Below are 19,270 nucleotides of genomic sequence, written 5' to 3'. Positions count from 1 at the left end.
TAAAAAAAAAATTGGGATCATGAATTTGATTTTTTTTTAAATTTGTGACACCCTCTCAATTTAAATAAAAAAAAATAAGAGTTTTTATTAAAATAAACTATATTTAGATAAAAAATCCATTATATGACTAAAATATTAATGGAAAAAAACATAAAAAACCACTATTTTTCATGAGCTTCCAGAAAATCATTCTGTATCTTTACAACTTCTTCACTTGTTTTTACATCGCTATAAGCTTCCAGCAAGTCAAAATTCATTTCAATAAATGAATGACCCCATTTAAACCCATCCATAATATGATGGGCCTCTTCTTTAAATCCAGTTATATAAAAGGTAGCTGCAATAGCTTCATTTGTTGATAGGATACAAGGCTTTCCAAAATTAACAGGATTTGCAGCAATCAAAAATGGAAGAGACCTATGGTATTTGGATAAGCTAAAAAAACTAGCAGAACTGGATACCTTATTCCAGGAACAGTCTAGTCCTACAATTCCCTTATTCTCAACAAGTGGCCTATCCTCATAGGAAACTGCCTTTTCGGAAAATGGATTTAAAACAACAGCACCTCTTGGAATTTGGTGAATCTTATATACAATTCTGCATTTTCCTTGCTTTTCCATTTTAAAAGCAGTACATTTCCTTTTATCACATTCATTAGCATGAAAAACAGTAACTTTCATAAAATCACTTAATTTTAAATAAAAATAAAAAATGAATAAATAGTTATTCTTTTAATCTTGAATAAATTAGTTATTCCTTAATCTAGAATAAATTTATTTCTTTTAATCTGAATAAATAGTTATTCTCTTAATCTAGAATAAATTTATATTCTTTTAATCTTGAATAAATAGTTATTCTCTTAATCTTAAATAAAATAAATAAAACGAATAAAATAATTGTTCTTTTAATCAAATAAAATAAAAAAACAGAATAATATTAATTATTCTGTCTTAACTATGTCCTATTGTTGAAGTTGATTTGGATCAATGGTTCCATTTAAAATACCATTTACATATTCCTGATTGAATTTAAACTCTTCTTTAGATAAATTCAATACTTCATACATTTCTGGAGCTTTTTTAGCATCTTTAAATTGAATGCTCTTAATTAAAGGATCAAGATAATCCTCAAACAATGGACAGAACATACTGCCGTCACATTCAGTCTTATTGTCATAAGCCATTACATTGATTGTATAAGCAGTTCCATTAATGTCCGCCTCACAAATGTATACATTGATTGTACTGTTGTCTCCAGATGAATTCTTCTTAGTGTCATTTGTACCATTTACAGTAGGAACAGCTTGTGAATAAAAGATTTTCCATGGTTGGTCATTGTATTTTCTCACTTCTGGTGCTCCTAATCCTTGCAATTGATATAAATCAGTGATAAATGAACCTTCTCTTACACAGGACATATTATAGGTTATATTATGTTCCTTATCTTCATAGGAATCAGTCCATCCTTTTACAGTGGCATCAGCATCCTTGATTTCATTTTGACTTACATTTCCAGTAAATGTACCTGACATGAACTTATTGTCAAAATCTGTGGTAGGGCCTCCGAAAAAGTCCATTCCAAATAATTCAAATGCTGAAGCAGGGCCTACTGATGCAATAATAAGTACTGCAATTGCTGTAGCCAGAATAGCTATTTTTTTGTTATTCATTCTTTTCCTCCATAATTTTTATAGAAAAAAATCATTTAGATTAATAAAATATTTTTATTAATATTATTAATTTTGATTGCTATTATAAATAAGTTTTTACTTTAGGATAAAAATGAAGATAAAAGATAAGAAATAATTTAAAAAATATAAGAAAAATTTAAAATATAAAATACAAATAATGGAAAAAATTTTAAAAAAAAATGAGACTGTAAAATTTTATAGGAGTATTTTAATTTTATTAGAGTTAATTATAAGTAAAAATTAATTTTGTGATTTTAAGCCTAAACTTTTTTACAAACTCAAAAAAAAAGAAAAAAAAGAAGTAGAGTTAATTAGAATCCTCTACAGTAAATTTAGGTCGGAATTTAGAACTTCTTTTAAGGTTTTTAAGTTCTACTTTAGTAGGACATTTATATTCTTCCAGCATCAAGATCTTATAATCATAGTCTACTGGCAATGAATCATCTTTTCCATCAATAAGTCCTCTGAAGTTTGCACCAATCCAACCAGTTCCACCAATATCATAGTTGATTCTATCTATTGCATTAAAGCTATCAAAAAACATTTCCAATTCAATTGTTCTTTCTATAGGAGCTTTATAATGAATCGCAATAACCTTATCTGAATTAGACCTGATTTTAATATATTTTTGATCCATTTTTAATTCATCTCCAGCCCTTACTTTCTTTATTGTAAAAAATGGGCTTATTTCACTTTCTGACATGTTCCACCTCAATTGATTTTTATAATTTTGACATCAAATTATGTAATTTCTTAATTTAATTATATTTTTGCATTTGTTAAATTTTCAATTGTTATATTGTTCAATTATTATTTAATTATTCTTAATATATAAAACTATTGTAATTTCAAATAACTAAATAATCAAAAATAGAAAAAATAGAAAGAATAGAAAATAGAAAGAATAGAAAAATAGAAAGAGAGATTTTTTGAAATTATTTTAACATAGAACCTACAGTTTCATACTTATAATCAATGTCCCTAACAACTAAAACATCTTTTAAGCCAGAACCTAATGATCGGTTTTCTACAATTTCACATTCAAATGTTTCATTTATAAAAGCATCATTTGCATTTAATACATGTATTTTTCCAATTTCTCCTTTGCTTATGACAACAAAAGCATTTGAAGATGATAAAATTTGATAATTATCATATTTATCAAGCCATTCTACAGTTTCATTATCATATCCTTTATAATAGGGATGTGTTCGAACTTCCTGGCAAAATTTGTCAACATCATAAGGCCCTTCTGATGCAACAGTTAATGTAACTTTTTGTTTTGAAGAAATAGGGTTGTCAGAAGGATTTTCATCCATTAAATAAAATAAGTATAAACCACCAACGACGAGTAAAATTATTAAAATTACAATCAAAACAACTTTAAAGTATTTATTTTCCATAATAATCCCCCATAACAATTATTATTGAAAACTATAATGAATAGATTATTGAAAATGATTATCGAATAGATTATTGTAATGAAAATTGTAATGATTATTGAATAGCTTATTTACTTGGCTTAATTTCCAAATCATCATCAATAGCTTCGCTATCATTTAACTGTTTCTTCTGTTCATCCCTGAATTCATAATAGCCTATTGTTTCAAGAACCTTTGAAACATCAACCTTTGTCTCAAAACAGCCAGAGGGGGAAAGCAATACTCCCTGAGGAGAGAATTTTTCCAATGCCATCATTGTTTGATTCAAGTCTACATGACAAGCTACACCAACAACTCCCTTGAATTTGTTCTGCTGAACAATCTTTTTAACGAAACTGGATCCAGGTACAATGAATACCTTATATCCCATTGGTTCAGCCTTTTCCTTAATGATTCCAATTGCACATTTGCCGCAGTAGGTACATTTAATTCCAGTTTCCTTTAAACTGGCTTCACATTGAGCTGATCTGAGACAATGTGGCAATACAATGATCTTATCTTCAGGAGGTATCTCATCGAATTTGGACTTATTAACCTTATTTCTCACTTCTATTCCAATATTGTCAACTAAAGCATCGTCTAAGCCTAAAAGCCCTACAAAACTTTTAAATGGAGAATAAAGGACATTTACTATGAAGATAATAAGTGATGGAAACAGCATCTTATTTCTTCTTACAAGAATAAAACCTAAAATAAGCCCTATAATTAAAATAATAACTATAAGGAATACTAAAAGTACAATACCTTCTCCAATTAATTGGAATGCTTGTTCATGGAGCAACATAATTCGTCAATCTTTAATTTTTTTTAATAATAATATTTTATTATTTTATTTTAATGTATATAAACTTTTTTTATATATTTATAAGCAATCAATAAAAAGATTAGCTATTTTTAAAAAGGATATATATAAGCAAACAATAAGAGATTATCTATTTTTAAAATCGGACAATATTAGAATGGCTCTATTTTATAGTTCTTCACTTCTCCTTCGATAACCACACCATCCTTTGATTTGACTATATTCAAACCTGATAGGTTGTCACATGAACATAAAATGTCCTGTTCTGGGTGAGTTCCAGGGACTATTCCACAGTCAAGCCTTACATTTTCACCTACTGACAAAACCATTTTAAGTCTTTTTGAAGAAGGATGGTCTTTAGGAAGAACAAGTATTGGTGATTCTATATCTCTTGTAAGATAAGCAAGTGATCTTATTCCCTTTTCATATTTTTCACCTAAATTAAAGGAAGAAACAGCTATTAAATCATCTTCTTCAAGATATTGTACGATTTCATCACTGTCTGGAGTTCCTATAAAGAGCATTTTATCCTCTCCAGCCTTAACTATTCCAACCATACCGCTTTCACCAAACAAAAACAGTATTTCATCCTTTGTAAATTTAATCTCTGTTTGCATAATATCACCAATAATTGATTATAATCCTTGAAAACAATAAAAGATAATCATAAAAAATTTTAAAAAATAGTCTAATTTAAGTTAAAATTAATAAAAAAAGTTAAGAGAAAATAAATTTACTCTTAACAATTAAAATAGCAATTCGTTTATTCTTGTGCTTCTACATTGTCACTTTGACAAGAAGGACAGATAACTTTTTTACCTAATCCCTTAAAGTCATTTCCACAATCTAAGCATTTGTATTTTTTGGTTTTCAATTTTTTCATTGAAAGGTCAGCCATTGGGCCTCCAGAACTACACATAATATCACCTAATATAGCTATAAAATATAACTATTGTTTTAAGTAATTGATATTATGTTCATTTTAGTAGTTAAAAACAATGCAATCATACTAAATATTAATTCTTAAAAAATGAGTTAAAAACAATGCAATCATACTAAATATTAATTCTTAAAAAATGAGTTAAAATCAATACAATCTTACTAAATATTGATTATTGAAAAAAAGTCAATATATTATTTTTGATACATTTATGAAAATACATCATTTTTCATAATATTTCATCAATTCATCAGATTCTTCAGTTGATTTGAATTCTTCAATAAATTCTCTCAAATCATTAAAGAATTCTTCCTTTCTTATATCAAAATCCTCAATTTTAGAATAATCTTTTTTAATGACTAAATTGATTAGAATATCATCGGTTTCAAGAGCAATGTTAGGAAAACTGCCATTTGAATCATAATAAAAATTGCTTAAATCATTTCCTGAATTGGAAAAATCCTCATTTTCAGATAATGAAATCAAATTATCAAAATCATTAAACTCAATGGAATCATCATCAAACATAGGTTTGCTCTTTTCCAATTCCTTTTTAAATTCTTCAAATTCCTTTTTAAAATCAATATACTCCTTCTCAGACATTTTAATCATCAGACAAAATTATAAAAACAGTGCATAAAAAACATTAAAAAATTTAAAAAACTTGAAATTTTCCATTTATAAAAAATTAATAAATAAAAAAGATAATTAAAAAATAATTATCTTCCAAGCTCTTGGTGAGCTTTAGCTAAATGACCTGCAGATATTGCAGCAATTAAAGATAATTCACCTGCTAAAACAGTTGAAATAACAATTTCAGCAAATTTGTTTACCTTGCCAGTTCCTGCACAGTCAATGATCTTTAATCCTTCATTAGCGGTTTCAAGCCTTGTTCCACCACCAACGGTAGCAATTGGCAAATCAGGCATATTTACAGAGAAATACAAGTCCCCATCCCTGTCTTCAGCAGTTGTGATTCCAAGGGAACCTTCAACTACATGAGCTTCATCCTGACCTGTTGCAAGGAAAATAGCTCCAATCATATTGGCAAAATGAGCATTGTAAGCCATGCTTCCTGCTGCAACAGAACCGATTAGGTTCTTAGCAACATTAACCTCTTCTATGGATTTTGCAGTTGTCTTAAGCTTTGCCCTTACAATCGCTTCTGGAATTATAATATCAGCAACAACTGTTTTTCCTCTTCCTTCTATAATATTGATTGCTGCAGGCTTCTTATCTACACATAAGTTTCCGCTTAATGCCAAAGCATGAACCCCTAAATCCTCATGCAATTTAGCCAAAACCTTTTCTGTAGCTATGGTAACCATATTCATACCCATACTGTCCCCAGTTGAGTAAACAAATCTTGGATAAACGTTATTTCCTACAATGATAATAGGATCTATCTTAACAAGCTTTCCATGGCTTGTAGTTGATTCTGCTATTTCCTTAAGCTCTTGGAAATTATCTTCAAACCATTGCTTTACCTCTACTGCTTCAACAACAGATTCAGTTTTAATAGCTGGAGCCCTTGTCATCTTATCTCCTATCACCCTTGCATTAACTCCTCCAGCTGCAGTGATAGCTGAAAAACCTCTATTGATTGATGCAATCAATGCACCTTCAGATGTTGCAAGAGGGACAAAGAAATCATCTTTTGCATATTCCCCATTGATTGTAACAGGTCCTGCTACACCAATAGGTATCTGTACAGTTCCAATAGGATTTTCAATGTTTTTATCAAAGGCCAATTCCATGTCCAATGTATAATTGGCTATTTGATTAAGTTCACAGTTAGAATATTTTTCTATAAACTCTCTTCTGATATCTAAAGCTTCTGTATGGTCATTTGTAAACTTATCAATTTGATAAAGTTTCATTTCACCAGCCAATAGTTTTTCAATGATTTCTTCCTTATCCATAATATCACTCAAGAATGGTTAATTTTAAAAAAATAGTAATTTGAATAGTAATTGAAATAATAATTTGAAATAGTGTTTTTGAAATAGTAATTGAAATAATAATTTGAAATAGTATTTTTGAAATATTGGTTTTTGCAAATTTTAAATTTCAGATTTTGTCTTTTATCAATGAATAAAAATAAAAAAAGTAAGGAGAAATATTATTCTCCACGAGCTTCTTTAATATAATCTACGATTTCAGAAGGCTTTTGTGCCACTTTTACACCAGCAGCAGTTAAAGCTTCCATTTTACTTTTTGCAGTACCTGAATTTCCAGCAATGATAGCACCTGCGTGACCCATCCTTTTTCCAGGTGGTGCAGAAATACCTGCAATATAAGCTACAACAGGTTTGCTAATGTTGTCCTTAATGTATTCAGCAGCAGCTTCTTCAGCTCCTCCACCGATTTCACCTATTAAAACGATTTCTTTTGTGTCAGGATCATTTTCAAACATTTCCAATACTTCAATGTATGGAGTACCGATAACAGGGTCTCCTCCAATACCGACACAGGTACTTTGTCCAATTCCTGCACGAGTCAATTGGCTTGCAATTTCATAAGTTAAGGTACCGCTTCTGGAAATAACTCCTACATCTCCTTCAGAGAAGATATGGATTGGCATGATACCAAGCTTACCTACTTTAGGAGAGATTACGCCAGGAGTGTTTGGTCCAATGACAGTAACTCCTTTTGCCTTTGCATATGCCATGATTTCCATAGTGTCATGAATAGGGATGTGTTCAGTAATTATAATGACTAAATCCAAATGGTCAATTGATTCAAATGCAGCATCCTTAGCAAAAGGTGCCGGTACAAAAATAATTGATGCATTTACATCAACATTTTCTTTAGCTTCTTCAATGGAATCAAAAACAGGAACTCCACATACTTCTTGTCCGCCTTTACCTGGAGTAACACCTGCTACAATGTTTGTATTATATTTTATCATTTGTTCAGTATGGAATTGACCTTGCTTTCCAGTAATTCCTTGAACTAAACATTTTGTATTTTCATTTAATATTATCATGTAAACCACATTCAAATTTATATTAAATAATTTTTAAGTAAATGTAAATAGTTAACAATTCTATAAAATTATTAATCAATATTATATATAGACTTTAAATATTAAATAGTTAACCATTTATTTCACACTATAACAGTGAAATATTTATTTCAAATAGCCATTTTAGAGAAAAATTGAAAATTTGGATTGAATTTGGATATAACTTAATTAAATTAAGAAATAATTAGTGCTAAATGTATATATTCATCAGTGAAAACTATTATATAAAGAAAAAGGAGCCTTTACAATGAAAAAATTTTTAAACATAAATGATATTGAAATATGCATAGATGATACAGAGCATGGTGAAAATGCATTGCTATTGATTCATGGACTTACAGGAGATAAAACTACAATGTATCCTGTAAGAGACATGTTTAAGGATGAATATCGTGTAATAACAATCGATACAAGAGGACATGGGGAATCAACACATCCAAAGGAATACACAATTGATGATCATGCAGATGACATACATGCAATAATCAAGGAATTGAATTTGGAAAAAGTGGATATCATAGGCTATTCCATGGGTTCATATATTGCCCTTAGGGCAGCTGAAGCAAAATGTGATGACATCAAGCACCTTGTTTTGGCCTGCACAAAGCCAAATGGAAAAACCTCCTCTGTTGCAAGGATTCTTAAGGAAGCAAATCTTGACATAACCCAAATCTCTCAAGAGGAAATGATGGGAGTCATATTGAAGGCAAGCCTTGCTCCAAGTTCATTTGAAAAGGTTGCAAAGGGAGAATTGAATGTTGAAGAATTCTTAAGTGGTGAAGAAAGCATAGAATTGAATGAAGAGGAAAAGGCTGCTGAAGATGCATCACTTGCTAACTTTGACAATTCAAATGATTATGATAAAGTCACTTGCAAAACATTGGTTATAGCTGCTAAATATGATGGCATAAATCCTCCTGAATTAGGTCGTGAAGTTGCTGATGGAATAAAGGATGCCAAATATGAATTTATTGAAGATGCTGGACATTTGGTAGTAATAGAACAGCCAGAACAATTCAAGAAAGTCATAAGCGACTTTTTAAATGAATAAAAAATTGAAATAATTCTTTAGATATATTGAAAATAGTTATTTATTAAAAATTATTTAATAATAAAAATTGTTTTTTGTGAATTGAATAAAAAATTATTTAAAAAAAACAGTTTTTCTTGAAAAAAATAATTAAAAAAATTAGTTTTTAGTGAATTAAATAAAAAAAAATAATTAAAAAAATATATTTTAAAGAATTAAAGAAAACAATTAAAAAATATTTTTTTGAAATGAAGTATTAAAATAATTAATTAAATAATTTAATTAGTTACTTTTAATATTTTCACTTTTCTTTAATGCTTTTTTGTAATTCGAATTGCACCAGCACTATGAATGCGAACTGTAGGATTCTCATCATTTTCTGCAACATATTCCAACTTTTCCAAATAAGGTTTTACGCAATTCGGCCTTGTTTTGCCGATCACCCTAAACATTTCAGGAGCTTCTATCCTAACCTTTTCTCCAGGGTCTGAAATCATTTCATAAAAGATTTCAAGCTTTTCACAGAATAGGTCAGGAGCATTTGTTGCTATATTTTCACAAGCCCAAATGAAAGCATGGCGGACATTGGCAGATTCATCATTTCTCATTTTCATCAATTTGTCCATATAATCGATTACTAAATCCTTATCTGCACGCCCTATTCTTCCAATTGCATTAGCAGATCTTTCCCTCAATTTAGGATTCTCATCCTCTAAATAGATTCCAATATCCTTAACATATAGTCCTATTTCCTTAGGATATTTCAAACCCATTTCTCCAAGAAGCCATAATGCCTTTGCCTTAACTGAATCGGAATAATCACCATTCAATATAAGTGCAACATCATCTAAATTAGTTTTCCAGCACTCCTTATCCTTTGTCAATTGCCTTAATTCCTTTAGAATCTCTTCATCATCCATATTTTCAAACATATTATTGACTCTTAAATGAATTCTTATTATTAAAACTTGGATTTAATCAACTTATTAAACATTATGAAATTTTTAAAACTTGGATTTAAACCTATTAATAATGATATTATTAAAAATAGGATTTAAACCTATAAATAATGATATTATTAAAAATAGGATTTAAACCTATAAATAATGATATTATTAAAAATAGGATTTTACCTATTAATAATGATATTATTAAAAATAGGATTTTACCTATTAATAATGATATTATTAAAAATAGGATTTAGAACCTATTAACATTATTATGAGGAATCATTAATCCAAGGCAAATATTTTCCTAAAACACGTACAATGATTACTGCAGATATTACTCCTATTACTCCACCGCCGATTATATCAATCGGATAGTGAACTCCACCGTACATCACTACAAATGCCAACATAAGCAAATAAATGATTGCTAAAACAATCAATTGATTTTTATACTTGTCTGCCTTCAATAAGATAACAGAAATCACAGTAGTTGAAATTCCAAAATGGCCTGAAGGGAAAGAATAAAATCCATTATCATGCACAGTTAATCGAATTCCTTCCAAAGCAATAAAAGGCCTTGGGCTTGGATAGAAAGTTTTAGAAATCATTATCAAAATAATGGAAAAACCATAAGCAAGAAGGCATAAGAGTGCAATCTTCTTAACCTTATCATTTTTCAATATCCAAGAGGCTATTAAAGCCAATATGATCAAACCCAATATCACTCTCACATCAGTAAGAGAATATATGATAGGTACTATCTTGTCTAAAATGGGATTTTGCAATCCATTATTTATAAAATATAATAAGTCTATCTGTATATTACTCATATTATCTCCAATACATAAAAATAATTCATATTATGAAATGATGCTAATTATAAGAAAAAATAAGAAAAAATTTCAATAAAGAATAATCTAATCTATGCATTATTAAATCAATACTTTATTAAAAAAAATAAAAATAATCATATCTAAAATCAATTAAAATGATACTTAACCTAAAATTCTTGTTTTGTTTTCAAATGGTATAGATAAGTCTATCATATTTCCATTCATTAGTGCAGTTACAGATACCAAGACACTTCCTGGAAGCACATTGCATGCTGTGTGCCTTCTTACAAGATAAGTGTTTTTATGTCCTAAAGCTGCTCCAATCATTGTACTTGCAACTACAGCAATCTGTTCCAATTCATTGACGGAAACCACTACTACAGGATCATCTGTATCGTTGGAGGACACATATCCAACACCAGGAATATCTGTTCTACTTCCTATCTTATCGCTTACTCCAGTAACTGCATTCATGCCACTTGCCGCTTCAATGGCAGAGTTTGCAACATCTGCTACAAAGGCTTCTCCACCATAGGTGTCAAAAGCCATTACTATTGCATCTTGATATAGTCCATCTTCAAGATTTGCTTCTGCATAGGAGATTCCTTCTCCTCCTTTATTTGGATCTTGTGATATTCCATCCAAATCGCCGGAATCCTCTGCATTATCCCTTAGGATTTTTACAATTCCTGCATTGACTGTTTCTAAAAGTTCATCTTCAACAAATGCTGTAATGACTATATCATCACCGGTTATATTTGTTAAAGCGGCTTTTCTTGCTCCCAATTCCAATAGATTTGGAATGTCTCTTTCAATATTTTCAACTAATGAGGGAGAAACAGAAACATCATTATTTGAAATATCCGCACCAATAGCTACCACTTTCATAATATCAATTATATCTTTTGATTTTATAGTTAATAATTATTTTTATAAATTCAATAAATTATTTAATACATAAATAAAGTGGAAAAAAGTTTTTACTTAAAATCCAGTTCAAAATTAATCAATAGTTCCAGAACTAAAATATTAATTAATAAAATAAAGTTTTTTCTTAAAATCAGTCTAAAATTAATCAATCAGTGTTAGAAATAGAATAATAATATTTAATAAAAAAATAGGAAAAAATTTTAAAAAAAGTAAAAGATGAAATTATTTTAAGTCATCTGTATTGATTAAATCGCTGTTCATTAATGATTTCATTGTGTCAATGTCTATTTGCCCTGGAGCAGTATTGTCATTGACTACAGCAAATGCGAATGGAGCATTGAATTTAGATGCAATCACTCTTGTATAGCTTCCTAATTCCCCCATGGAAATGGCTATAGTGTTATCAAAGTGAGATAAGATAGGAAGAATGGTTAAGATGTCTTCTAATGTGTTAGGCATTACAGCTATTTTTGCAATGTCTCCAATTTCCTTTTCCTGAATGACAATGTCCATCAATATATCCAGTTCTGGAGTTAGCTTAAAGTTGTGATATGAAATGATTGAGGTCACTCCAGTTTCAGTAATAGATTCAATAAGCTTCCTATCTGTTTGAAGCTCAACATCAACATAATCAGCTACATCACAGCATTCTCTAAGTATGGCTATTCTGTCTTCTTCACTTCCTCTAAAGGATCCTCCCTCTTTCATGGTCCTATTTGTAGCTATTGTAGGAAAATTGATTTCCTCTATAATCTCCTTAACGATTTGTGGATTAGGACTATCCATTCCATCTATTCTAAGCTCAAGAATATCTGCACCTTTAATTATGCATTCATTAGCCACTTTTAAGATATCCTCTTTGTTTCTTTGAAAAATTGGAATAGCTATTTTAGTTTCACTATACACGTTGTTACCTCATAAAATAAAAATATTGATGGGTTTTTGTTAAATGTTTTTTCGTTTAAATATTTTAAGTATTATTATATTGATTTTTATAAATAATAAACTTATTTAATTTAAATTATGAATTAATAAAAAAGCTTAATTATTCTTTAATAAAAAAATAGATTTTCAATTAATTAAAAAAAAAACATAATAAGAAATGAAAATTAGAATAAATAAATTAAAACAAAAATATTAAAAATAAATTTAAAATTCCTAAAAAAAGAAATTAAATCAAAATATAGATACATAAAAAAAGAATTTGAAAAAAATCATTTAAAAAAAAAAGAAATTAAGAGAAATAATTCTCTTAAATTTTAATTAAAACTTTCTACTTATTTTGTTACAGTCATAGTCTTAGTAAGGCTTTTTGCAGAATAAAGTTTGGTTGCAGGATTAGTAAGAACTATCTTATGTTTTCCTACACTTTGAACAACCTTTAAGTTTGCAATTCCTTTCTTATTGGTCTTAATAGTGTAGACCTTAGACTTTTTACCAGTGTATACTCTTACTTTGATCTTTACGGCAGAAAGCACTTTTTTGGTTTTTAAGCTAATTACTTTTACTTTAAAGTAGTTTCCTTTTTTGACTTTATAAGCAACTGGAGCAAATTTGATAGGATGTTTGTAAACTTTAATTTGACCGGTTACAGCTTTTGCAGTGTATCCTTTGTCATTATTGCTTACAACTACCTTATAAGTTCCAGGTTTGTAATTAACTTTAATGTTGATTTTACCGTATCCATCAGTTACACCAGTGTAGTTGTAGAATCTGTATTTGGAAATGTATACTTTGATGTTTACACTTGCACCATAGATATTAGCCTTGTTTTTAGTGTTGGTTAATCTAATGGAATAGATTCTACCGGATCTGTAGTATGTACCTATTTTAGGAGCAGTAAATTTACCAGATGCCTTTTTAACAGTAACATATCTTGTAATGCTGCTTGCAGTATAATTGCTGTCACCACTGCTGATGATAAGCTTGTGTACACCAACAGGTAATGCCATATTGAATTTGAATTGACCTGTTTTATTGGTGTAGAATGCTAAATCAGCGTATTTTTTGGAAGTAATGTATACTCTTACCTTTACGATTCCTCTGTTGATGTATTTACCAGTTGCTTTATCAGTGAATCTTACAATGGTAGTTGGAGCGGAACCGAAATAGATGGTTCTATTGTATGCAGTTAAAACTGCAGGTTTTTTGGTAAGGGTCATGTTTCTGCTTACAGAGTTCTTTACAAGGTTTGCACTGTTGGTTGCAATAATCACTGGATAGGTACCACCTGCTAAATTAATGGTAAATCCAGATTCACCAGACATGTTTGTGGTTGTGTTGTAAGTACTATAAGCTGAGCCTATTTTTACTTTAAATTGCATAGAAACTAATTTTACAGCTTCGCCGGTTTTTTTGTTAATAACTTTGAAAGTGTATTTTACACCGCTTCCTATTTGTTGCTTATAGTTTTTAGCTATAATGTCAACTGCAATAGGATTTACAGTGATTTCAGCATTTTCATTGGTGATATTATAATTACCACCACTAGTGTCGTTAAAAGTTAAATTATATTTTCCAGCAGCAAGAGCTGTGAAGTTGTAAATAAATGAGGTAAACTCATATTCTGAATTCAAATTAAGATTTTCAATAACTATGAGGCCGTTTGCATCAGTAGTGAAATCCTTACTTGGACTAAGGGAAGAACCATTAACAAAAGAGTAGAACTTTACTCCTTTGATTGTAATAGTGACATTAGGTAAAGTTGCATTTGTTTCAGCATCTTTCAATACAAAAGTGAAGTTTCCAGTTTGGAAATCTACAACAGCATTTTTTACCTCAATTAACACATTAGTAAATCTTGTAAATTTAATGGTCTTGTTTGCCTCACTAAGAGTGTCGTTTTTGTAGATGATTGTAAGTTCACCGTCATCTTTTAAGGTATCATTAGTGAAGCTAATTGTATAATTACCTGGTTGACCAGTTAAATTAAAATTACCTATAGGAATCACTTCAGTGATGTTTTCAGTTCCATTATTGTATTTGAATATTAAAGTTAAATCTTCTTTTTCTACAGTAAGGTTAGTTACAATTGTCTTATTGGTTTCAACATCAAAATATCCATTGGTAATGACTATAGGAATATTAATGTCTTTACTATCATGCACAGTCTTATTCAATGTATCATTAGCTTTAATTGTATTGTTATCAACAATAATGATTTTAATGATTTTTTCACAGCCAGTACTGATATTGGTTCCATTAAATACAACTTTGATATTGTGTTCACCCATTTCAGTTATGTTAGCTATTGTAATTTTTTTGTCCTTAAGAACAAATGTAAGCTTTTCTTCAGTTTCTGTAATATGATAAACTTTAATATCATTTTTGGTGAATGGAACATCGAAATCGTTTTCACCTTTGATGATAAGGTCAAAGCTTACTGTAGTACCATTTTTGATTTTTTCTTCAAAATTTACAATGGTAGTGTTGGTTTTCTCAATAGTTAAATTAACAGAGGTTGATGCGGCATTGTAAGTAGCATTACCTAAATATTTAATGTTAATTACATATTCTCCTAAATCTAATTGATTCAAGACAACATTGGATTCATTATCAAATGTAAAATTAATTGCTTCATTGCCTTTAGATACATTAAGATCCTTTTTTGCAATGGTTACATTATTGCTTTGTTTGTCTTTAACGATTACTGGGATTTTAATATCTTCACCATATTTATAGGTTTTATTCTCAGATTCGATGGTTGTATCGATTTTTCCACTATCCCCAGTAGAGTTAGCAATAATTTCTGTATTTTCTCCTTGAGATAATATATTATTATCTTTGCTATTATCACTAATATCATCAATATCCATATCATCAATAGTCATATCTGAAGCAGAATCAGCCATGACATGATTATCCATATCATCTGCAGCGGAAGCTGCACTAATACTTAACAATAGGAAAATAGATATCAATGAAATTAAGATAAAGGATTTATTTAATTTCATAAATTTTTATCCTCCTTAGAATAATTTCTAGATTTCATAAATTCTTAAATTAGGATTTTATATAATCTCTAATATCATAGTAATACAAGTGAATTTTAACATATTAATCCCGATTTTTAATATATAAAAATAGTTCACTTAATATTATATTATATTATATAATTTTTTATTATATATATCCTTTTTGCTTTATGATTTTAAAATTCAATGGATAAGAGCAAATATTATGGACAAATATCCATTTTCCATCAAGATAAGTTTAAAATAAATAGAAAAAAATCACTATATGGCCTTAAAATATTAGATTGAAGCAATATTAAAAGGTTTATTAAATATATTCATGATAAAAAATCTAATAAATGAAAATAAGATAATAAAACTAAATTTAAGAATTATAATTATTAATAATCTTAAAAATATTAAATAATAAAGAGCAATAATTAAAAATAAAGCCATATTTTCTTTAAAAATTAAAATAAAGTTAATTAAATCATTTTTTAAAAATTGATAAATTAAACAATAAATAATTAAAATCTATAAATTAAAATGAATATTCAAAATCAATAAAATTAAGAAAAAACAATAAAATCCCTAAATTAAAATGAATATTCAAAATCAATAAAATTAAGAAAAAACAATAAAATCCATAAATTAAAATCATTATTCAAAATCAATAAAATTAAGAAAAAACAATAAAATCTAAAAATTAAAATCATTATTCAAAAATAATAAAATTCACAAAAATAATAAAATAAATTCATTTAAAATATAGATAAAATTAATAAGAAACAATACTAAAATATATAATACTAATCTAATTGAAAATAAAAACCATCAAAAATTTGGTGATAAATTGAAAGAATTTAAACTGAAATCTCCATATAAGCCACTTGGTGACCAACCACAAGCGATTGAATCCTTATCTGAAGGAATAAAAAAAGGATTGCGTGAGCAAACACTATTAGGTGTTACAGGTTCTGGAAAAACATATACAATGGCTAACATTATAGAAAATGTGCAAAAGCCAACACTTATCATATCACATAACAAGACATTAGCTGCACAGTTATATGAAGAATTCAAGGTCTTTTTCCCTGACAATGCAGTTGAATACTTTGTCAGCTATTATGATTACTACCAGCCTGAAGCTTATGTGCCAAGAACTGACACATTCATTGACAAGGAAGCGTCAATCAATGAAGAGATAGACATAATGAGGCACTCTGCCACACAATCACTTTTGTCTCGGGATGATGTGATTGTAGTTAGCAGCGTAAGCTGCATATATGGTATAGGTTCACCTGAAGATTATGGTGAATTCGCATTTTCCATAGCTGTAGGTGACATTTATGACCGTTCCGACATACTTAGAAAGCTTATTTTCATGCAGTATGAAAGGAATGACATTGCCTTTGAAAGGGGTCAATTCAGAGTTAGGGGAGATGTTATTGAAATCAATCCGGTTCATGGAACTCCTCCAATCAGAATCGAATTGTTTGGTGATGAGATTGATGCAATTGGCTTAATCAATCCTGTAACCGGTGTCAAGGAAGAGTCTCTTCTAAGATACATGATATTTCCAGCAAAGCACTTCGTTGTAGGTGCTGACAGAATGGATCAAGCATTAAAGGACATTAATGATGAACTTGAATCAAGGCTTAGAGAGTTGAATCTCAATGGAAAATATGTTGAAGCTCAAAGATTAGAGCAAAGAACCCGTTTTGATATAGAGATGCTCCAGGAAATGGGCTATTGTCCGGGAATCGAAAACTATTCCATGCACTTGTCTGGAAGAAACTGGGGAGACATGCCATATTCATTGCTTAAGTATTTCCCAGATGACTATTTGACTATCATTGATGAATCCCACGTAACAGTTCCCCAAATCAGAGGAATGTACAATGGGGACAGGGCAAGAAAGGAAACTCTTGTAGAATATGGTTTCAGATTGCCTTCTGCAAAGGAAAACAGACCATTGAGATTTGATGAGTTCGAAGCTTCTCAAAATCAGGTTCTTTATGTTTCAGCTACTCCAGGACCATATGAAATGTCAAGAAGCCAAAATGTAGTTGAGCAGATCATTAGGCCAACAGGACTTGTTGACCCTAAAATCACAATCAGACCAGTTCAAGGACAAGTTGAAGACCTTCTCGGTGAAGTGCGAAAGAAGGTGGCTAATGACCAAAGGATTCTTGTTACAACACTTACCAAAAGAATGGCTGAAGACCTGACTGACTATTATGCTAAGATAGGAATCAAGGTAAGGTATCTCCACTCAGAGATTGATACATTAGAGAGGGTGGAGATCATTGATGACTTAAGGCGTGGAGAGTTTGACGTTCTTGTAGGAGTAAACCTCTTAAGGGAAGGTCTTGACCTGCCTGAAGTGGGACTTGTTGCCATATTGGATGCAGATAAGGAAGGATTCCTAAGATCTGAAACCTCTCTCATTCAGACAATAGGAAGAGCTGCAAGGAACGTTGAAGGTGAAGTGCTTATGTATGTTGATGACATGACAGATTCCGTTAGAAATGCTGTTGACATTACAAACAAAAGAAGAAAGCTTCAGATGGCATACAATGAAAAGTACAACATCACTCCTCAATCCACTTCAAGAACCCTTAAGGAGAAAAAGGCATCTGCTAAAAGGACTCCTTCAAGAGACGACCTTAAAGGAATGCCTAAGGATGAACTTAAATTGTTGATTAAAGACTTGGAGGCAGAAATGAAAGAGGCTGCCAACGACTTGGACTTTGAAAGAGCAGCAGTTTTAAGAGATCAAATAGTTGCCTTAAAAAGCATAAAGAGGGTTGATTAAAATCAGAATATTAATTGTTTTTAAGATTATAAAAAAAGTTTAAATTACTTAAAAATAGTTAAATATTTAATTGTTTTTAAGTTGAAAATAGCGAAAAAAGTAATAAATACTTAAAAATAGTTAAAATAGATTTAATAAAAACTAAAAATTAATAAAAAAAGAGTTGTACGATTAAATCGTACGACTTAATTACTTATTTTTTCATATTGCAAAAGCCAATAATTTTAAAATTACATTTCTTCTTTTTCTATAGCTTCTACAACAGTATGCCTAAATACAAGGATGGATTCGTCATCTGGATTTAATTCCAATGCATTGTCTAAGCATTTTAAGGCGTCTGCATTGTGATTCAATTGACTTAAGACCATTCCCTCATATTTCCAATAGGTAGGATTGTGAGGGTCTAAATTGATTGCCCTATCAAATGATGAGTCTGCTTCATTAAAACGATTTACAGCAAATAGGGTCATTCCCTTTAAAAACCAAGTCTGATCATTTTCCCATTCAATCTCCAATGATTTGTCAAAGCATTCGATTGCTTTGTCGGTCTCATTTAAAAGACCTAAAGTACTTGCTTTCATATTCCAAGCTTCAGTACGTCTACTGTCAAACTTAAGTGCAGCTTGGTATGCATCTAAAGCTTCTTCATACTTGTTTTCTTTTCTTAATTGATTTCCTTTCTCCATCAATTCCTCGAATTTCATAGAATCACCTGGAATAAGAATTATAAATAAAAATATAATCTTAAGATATTTTTCTATAATTAATTATGTTAACACGTGTTAATAAAATTTATCATTATATCGGAATATTTATTTTATGAACAATTACTCAAAATAAACTTTCAATTAAAA

18 protein-coding genes are annotated in these 19,270 nt (G+C 29.5%); 2 read left to right on the top strand and 16 right to left on the bottom strand.

The window, feature by feature from the left end; all coding sequences use genetic code 11:
• Window positions 1–161: 161 nt before the first annotated feature.
• The 10 genes from QZV12_RS05535 to sucD form a co-directional block, all read right to left on the bottom strand.
• Window positions 162–680 (bottom strand): DUF367 family protein, encoded by a 519-nt coding sequence (locus QZV12_RS05535; protein ID WP_295618496.1) that lies wholly within the window; start codon window positions 678–680, stop codon window positions 162–164.
• 281 nt (window positions 681–961) lie between these two features.
• The gene (locus QZV12_RS05530; protein ID WP_295618493.1) at window positions 962–1,669 is read right to left on the bottom strand and encodes a hypothetical protein; all 708 of its coding nucleotides are present in this window, start codon (window positions 1,667–1,669) and stop codon (window positions 962–964) included.
• A 328-nt stretch (window positions 1,670–1,997) separates the two neighbouring features.
• A complete protein-coding gene (locus QZV12_RS05525; protein ID WP_295618490.1) occupies window positions 1,998–2,393 on the bottom strand; it encodes a hypothetical protein in 396 nt (131 codons plus the stop codon).
• A 232-nt stretch (window positions 2,394–2,625) separates the two neighbouring features.
• On the bottom strand, window positions 2,626–3,009 hold the full coding sequence (locus QZV12_RS05520; protein WP_295618487.1) for a hypothetical protein: 384 nt from the start codon (window positions 3,007–3,009) through the stop codon (window positions 2,626–2,628).
• A 190-nt stretch (window positions 3,010–3,199) separates the two neighbouring features.
• Entirely contained in the window at window positions 3,200–3,916 is a 717-nt protein-coding gene (locus QZV12_RS05515) for a DUF116 domain-containing protein (RefSeq protein ID WP_295618484.1), read from the bottom strand.
• Window positions 3,917–4,086: 170 nt separating this feature from the next.
• Window positions 4,087–4,551 (bottom strand): hypothetical protein, encoded by a 465-nt coding sequence (locus QZV12_RS05510; RefSeq protein WP_295618481.1) that lies wholly within the window; start codon window positions 4,549–4,551, stop codon window positions 4,087–4,089.
• A 146-nt stretch (window positions 4,552–4,697) separates the two neighbouring features.
• Window positions 4,698–4,853, bottom strand: coding sequence for a hypothetical protein (locus QZV12_RS05505; RefSeq protein WP_295618478.1), 156 nt, complete (start codon window positions 4,851–4,853; stop codon window positions 4,698–4,700).
• A 243-nt stretch (window positions 4,854–5,096) separates the two neighbouring features.
• Window positions 5,097–5,477 carry a hypothetical protein gene (locus QZV12_RS05500; protein ID WP_295618475.1) on the bottom strand — a complete coding sequence of 127 codons (381 nt, stop codon included), beginning with the start codon at window positions 5,475–5,477 and terminating at the stop codon, window positions 5,097–5,099.
• A gap of 116 nt (window positions 5,478–5,593) precedes the next feature.
• The gene (hmgA, locus tag QZV12_RS05495; protein ID WP_295618472.1) at window positions 5,594–6,796 is read right to left on the bottom strand and encodes a hydroxymethylglutaryl-CoA reductase (NADPH); all 1,203 of its coding nucleotides are present in this window, start codon (window positions 6,794–6,796) and stop codon (window positions 5,594–5,596) included.
• Window positions 6,797–6,996: 200 nt separating this feature from the next.
• Window positions 6,997–7,863: a succinate--CoA ligase subunit alpha gene (gene sucD / locus QZV12_RS05490; protein WP_295618469.1), complete on the bottom strand. Its 867-nt coding sequence runs from the start codon at window positions 7,861–7,863 to the stop codon at window positions 6,997–6,999.
• Window positions 7,864–8,149: 286 nt separating this feature from the next.
• On the opposite strand from sucD, the gene QZV12_RS05485 reads away from it, so the two are divergent.
• Window positions 8,150–8,953, top strand: coding sequence for an alpha/beta fold hydrolase (locus tag QZV12_RS05485; protein ID WP_295618466.1), 804 nt, complete (start codon window positions 8,150–8,152; stop codon window positions 8,951–8,953).
• A 290-nt stretch (window positions 8,954–9,243) separates the two neighbouring features.
• Here the strand turns inward: QZV12_RS05485 and QZV12_RS05480 are convergent, their stop codons facing one another.
• The 5 genes from QZV12_RS05480 to QZV12_RS05460 form a co-directional block, all read right to left on the bottom strand.
• A complete protein-coding gene (locus tag QZV12_RS05480; RefSeq protein WP_295618463.1) occupies window positions 9,244–9,864 on the bottom strand; it encodes a sister chromatid cohesion protein PDS5 in 621 nt (206 codons plus the stop codon).
• Between the two features lie 287 nt (window positions 9,865–10,151).
• Window positions 10,152–10,712 carry a phosphatase PAP2 family protein gene (locus QZV12_RS05475; protein ID WP_295618460.1) on the bottom strand — a complete coding sequence of 187 codons (561 nt, stop codon included), beginning with the start codon at window positions 10,710–10,712 and terminating at the stop codon, window positions 10,152–10,154.
• 165 nt (window positions 10,713–10,877) lie between these two features.
• Window positions 10,878–11,603 (bottom strand): hypothetical protein, encoded by a 726-nt coding sequence (locus QZV12_RS05470; protein ID WP_295618457.1) that lies wholly within the window; start codon window positions 11,601–11,603, stop codon window positions 10,878–10,880.
• A 264-nt stretch (window positions 11,604–11,867) separates the two neighbouring features.
• Window positions 11,868–12,551 carry a type I 3-dehydroquinate dehydratase gene (aroD, locus tag QZV12_RS05465; protein WP_295618454.1) on the bottom strand — a complete coding sequence of 228 codons (684 nt, stop codon included), beginning with the start codon at window positions 12,549–12,551 and terminating at the stop codon, window positions 11,868–11,870.
• 371 nt (window positions 12,552–12,922) lie between these two features.
• A complete protein-coding gene (locus tag QZV12_RS05460; protein ID WP_295618451.1) occupies window positions 12,923–15,598 on the bottom strand; it encodes a hypothetical protein in 2,676 nt (891 codons plus the stop codon).
• Between the two features lie 853 nt (window positions 15,599–16,451).
• On the opposite strand from QZV12_RS05460, the gene uvrB reads away from it, so the two are divergent.
• The gene (gene uvrB, locus QZV12_RS05455; RefSeq protein WP_295618448.1) at window positions 16,452–18,416 is read left to right on the top strand and encodes an excinuclease ABC subunit UvrB; all 1,965 of its coding nucleotides are present in this window, start codon (window positions 16,452–16,454) and stop codon (window positions 18,414–18,416) included.
• A gap of 230 nt (window positions 18,417–18,646) precedes the next feature.
• On the opposite strand, the gene QZV12_RS05450 is transcribed toward uvrB, so the two are convergent.
• Window positions 18,647–19,120 (bottom strand): tetratricopeptide repeat protein, encoded by a 474-nt coding sequence (locus QZV12_RS05450; RefSeq protein WP_295618444.1) that lies wholly within the window; start codon window positions 19,118–19,120, stop codon window positions 18,647–18,649.
• Window positions 19,121–19,270 lie beyond the last annotated feature (150 nt).

Source organism: uncultured Methanobrevibacter sp., assembly GCF_902769175.1.
Lineage (GTDB): Archaea > Methanobacteriota > Methanobacteria > Methanobacteriales > Methanobacteriaceae > Methanobrevibacter.
The sequence above is the reverse complement of the archived record's forward strand: the minus strand, read 5'-3'. Positions and strand labels throughout refer to the sequence as shown.